This window comes from Streptomyces sp. NPDC002730 (assembly GCF_042888805.1).
GTDB lineage: Bacteria > Actinomycetota > Actinomycetes > Streptomycetales > Streptomycetaceae > Streptomyces.
Genome location: NZ_JBIAQG010000053.1, coordinates 1 through 3,517 on the forward strand (window position 1 = coordinate 1; position 3,517 = coordinate 3,517).

3 protein-coding genes are annotated in these 3,517 nt (G+C 67.0%); 1 reads left to right on the top strand and 2 read right to left on the bottom strand.

Features of this window, described 5'->3' with window-relative positions:
• Window positions 1–265 precede the first annotated feature (265 nt).
• Window positions 266–745 carry a zinc ribbon domain-containing protein gene (locus ACFYXH_RS42300; RefSeq protein ID WP_389575131.1) on the top strand — a complete coding sequence of 160 codons (480 nt, stop codon included), beginning with the start codon at window positions 266–268 and terminating at the stop codon, window positions 743–745.
• Here ACFYXH_RS42300 and ACFYXH_RS42305 read toward each other — a convergent pair.
• The gene (locus ACFYXH_RS42305) at window positions 640–1,407 is read right to left on the bottom strand and encodes an NPP1 family protein (RefSeq protein ID WP_389575133.1); all 768 of its coding nucleotides are present in this window, start codon (window positions 1,405–1,407) and stop codon (window positions 640–642) included. The two genes, ACFYXH_RS42300 and ACFYXH_RS42305, sit on opposite strands and share 106 nt — an antisense overlap.
• Window positions 1,408–1,995: 588 nt before the next feature.
• Window positions 1,996–3,210, bottom strand: a complete 1,215-nt coding sequence (locus ACFYXH_RS42310; protein WP_389575135.1) for an IS110 family transposase — start codon at window positions 3,208–3,210, stop codon at window positions 1,996–1,998.
• Window positions 3,211–3,517: the final 307 nt, after the last annotated feature.

A 3,517-nucleotide genomic window follows, 5' to 3' on the forward strand; every position in this document is an offset into this window, starting at 1 on the left:
CGCCGGATACGGAGACCTACGTCCCACCAGGACACCTTCCCTCGGATCTGCAAGATCCATTGTCAGAGTGTCCACACCACAGGGGTCGCCTCAGTGCAGACTTCTGCGCCCGCACCGTCGCACACCTCACGCAGAAGAACGCCCTGGTCGTCCTCGAAGACCTCAAGACGCGGAACATGTCCGCGTCGGCGTCCGGGACGATCGCAGAGCCCGGCGTGAATGTCGCCCAGGAACGAGGTCTGAACCGGGCCATCCTTGACAAGGGATGGCACCGCCTCGAACTCGCCCTCACCAACGCGCCCCGGTACACGGGCACGCGCGTGGTGAAGGTCAACCCCGCGTTCAACTGCAGCGCTGCCACGCCTGCGGGTTCGTTACCGAAGGAAGCCGCGAGAGCCAAGCGGTCCTCCGGTGCAAGAACCCCGGATGCGGCAACACCGATCATGCGGACGTGAACGCTGCCAAGAACCTCAAGGCCGCAGGACATGCGGTCTCAGCCTGTGGAGACCTCGGCGTCAGCCGGTCCACCCGTAAGCGGGGCGACCGGCCGAATCCCCTCGTAGGGAATCCACCCCCTTCAGAGGGGAGGAAGCCGAAGCATGACACCTCCAACGTTGCGACGATCGTTCGAATCCACCGTCACCCATTGGGGTCGAACGGGATACCCGCCGGCTTGGCTTCGGCGAGGTGGCTGATGAAATCGCCTTCCTTGAGCCCGAAGTGGGCGCTGCCGAAGTCGGCCTGACTAAGCTTGTCGCGGAGGCCCGCCGGGTAGCCGTTCCAGCCGACGAGCTTCGGGAACTGCCACGTGTGCTGGTGGTTCTCCGGCGGTTCGTCGTTGGAGTTGGCGGGGCGGAAGCAGTGGGTTCTCACACCGTCCTTGTGGTACACGACCTTCGGGTGCGTGTTGTCCCAGCGGATTTGGTTGCGCGGGTAGACGTTGAAGTCTCCGTGGGCCGAGGTGGCGACGTACTTGGCCTGGTTGTGCTGCACCCAGACCACGACATGCTCCCAGTCGTGACGGTGCCCGCCGAGGCTGATGCCGGGGACGGCCTGGTCCTTCTCGAAGTAGAGCGCGTAGATGATGGCGCACCAGCCGTTGTTGCACTTGGCGCGTGAGTACCCGTTGGTATTGATGAGGTCCGACGCGTCCCGGCAGTTCCCGTTGAGGGCTCCGGTGGGCTTCAGGCCGGGACTGACGGTGCCGTCGGGACCGATGGCCGGTGTCGAGTAACAGCCGTCGGTGGCATAGTCGTAGGCTGGCTGAAACATCCGTTCGAGCGTGTCCGCGTTGGCCGGCAGAGCGGGCGGCGGCACGGCGAAGGCAGTATTTGGAACGGCGAGCAGTAGCGCGAACGCGCTGGTGAGGGTGAGCGAAGCCCTGCGGACCCTGGAGTTCTGCTGCACCAATTCCTCCCGGAGGCCATGGAATGGGACATACTGCTATTTGGCATGTCCGCCACATCTTTCAGGTATTTCGGCAGAATACCAAGAGAGGTGAGGTGACCAATTCGAGGCGGGCGAGGCGCTGCTGGGTCGGCTGCGTTGTCCGGGCGGCGTGCCGCAATCGGGTCACGGATGTCAACTTGACCCGGTCCTGAAGGACTTTATTGGCGGATTCGGTGTTCAGGCGGCCAGTTGAAGGCCAAGACGCGCGAAGCGGCTGATGTCGGCTGATCCGCTGTATGTCTGACTGATCGACAGCCAAGGCAGCTCCGTGCACATCACCACCGGCTCGGACTGGCGCTTGATCGTGGAATCCTCGAGCCCGTACGAGGGGCACGACAGGGACAGCGGGGGGGTGCCCCTATCTGTTTCGTCAACCCTGACGTGGGTGGTTTAGAGGGGTTCCTGCTGTTTTTCGGGGACGTTCCGCTTCGCGGGACGTCCCCGCGGTTTGGGTGCGGTGCGGGCAGCCCGATGGCCGATGCGGCGGGGCTGGCCGTGCTGGTGGATGAGTGCGGCGGGCCGGAAGAGGAAGGGGTGGTGTGGATGTCAGGAAGCGAGGTCGAGGGCGCGGGGTTCGTAGAGGACGCCGTTGCGGATCATCGCGTGGATGACGTTCACACGTTGCCGGGCCAGGCGGAGGATCGCCTGAGTGTGGGTCTTGCCGCGTGCCCGCTGACGGTCGTAGTGGATCCGGGAGGACGGGTCGGCTTTGCAGCCGATCGCGGCGAACGCAGCCTGGAACAGGGCTCGTTTGAGGAGCCGGTTGCCGCGATGGGGTGCGTGCTCGCCGCGAATCGAGGTGCCCGAGGACTTGGTGGCCGGGGCGAGTCCGGCGTAGGAGGCGAGGTGTCCGGCGGTAGGGAAGCCGGTGCCGTCACCGATCGCGACGATCACGGCGGCCGTGGTCCTGACGCCCATGCCGGGCAGAGACGTCAGGAGGTGGAAAAGAGGGAGGGCCTCCAGCAGGGCAGCGATCTCCTGCTCAGTGGCCCGGCGCTGGGTGTGGGCGGCGGCGAGCTGGGCGGCCAGGCCGGGCACGATCAGCGCGGATGCCTCGGTGCCGGGAACGACGAGGGTCTGCTCGGCGAGCGCGTCGAAGATCTCGGTGGTGAGGTGGTGGGCCTTGCGCGAGCCGTGTGCCTTGAGCAGGGCCTCGCAGCGGGCCCGGCCCAGTTTCCTCAGTCTCGCCGGGGAGCCGTGCCGTTGGAGGAGGGCCTGGATATAGGGGTAGGCCAGGCGCGGGCCGAGCACGCGCTCGAGAGAGGGGTGGATCTGGGAGAGCAGGCCGCGCAGCCGGTTGGTGGCGCGGTTTACCTCGCCGGCCAGGTCGTTGTCGTAGCCGGTGAGCATGGTCAGCTCGGCCAGCACCTCGTCGTCGCGGTCCACCGCGCGCAGGGTGTGCGGCATGGTGCGGGCGGTCTCGGCGATCACGAACGCGTCGCGGGCATCGGTCTTGGCCTCGCCCGGGTGCAGGTCGGCGGCCCGCCGCATCGACAGCCCGGGCAGGTAGGCCACCCGGCAGCCCGCCGCGCGGGCCACCGTCAGCGGCAGCGCGCCGATGTTGGCGACCTGGTCCACGATCACCAGAACGGCGCCGAACTTCGCCACCAGCCTGGTGAACAGCTCCAGCAGTTTCGGCTCGGTGTTGGGCAGCCGCTTGCCGTGCACGGTTCTGCCGTCCTCGGTCCGGCCGTGGGCGTGGTGGAACTCCTTGCCCAGGTCCAGGCCGAGGAAGAGATCTATCGCGGTCGTGTCGACCATGTGCGCGTGCCCCTCGCCACTCGTCTCCTCAACTCCCGGCCGTCCCTGCGGCACCACACGCCGGCAACCACGTTACGCAGACATGCCGCCCGTGAAGCGGCCCGGCATTGCGCCGGACCAGGCGGTCGTCAGGCCCCTCATCAGCGGCCAAGCGGTGCCCCGAAGCCCGGCGGCAACACCCCCCAGGTCATCCGTACCAATGCCGTGACTCTGTGCGGACAGCGCGGGCGGCGTGTCCGAAGGGCACACCGGCGATGCTGATCAGGGACAGGTTGGACGTGCTGTTCGAGGATGAGGAGTTCGCCGG

What these genes read in the sequence shown, in the direction of transcription:
- ACFYXH_RS42300 (WP_389575131.1), top strand. Translation starts at nt 266, where the DNA reads ATGGCACCGCCTCGAACTCGCCCTCACCAACGCGCCCCGGTACACGGG.
- ACFYXH_RS42310 (WP_389575135.1), bottom strand. Translation starts at nt 3,210, where the DNA reads ATGGTCGACACGACCGCGATAGATCTCTTCCTCGGCCTGGACCTGGGC.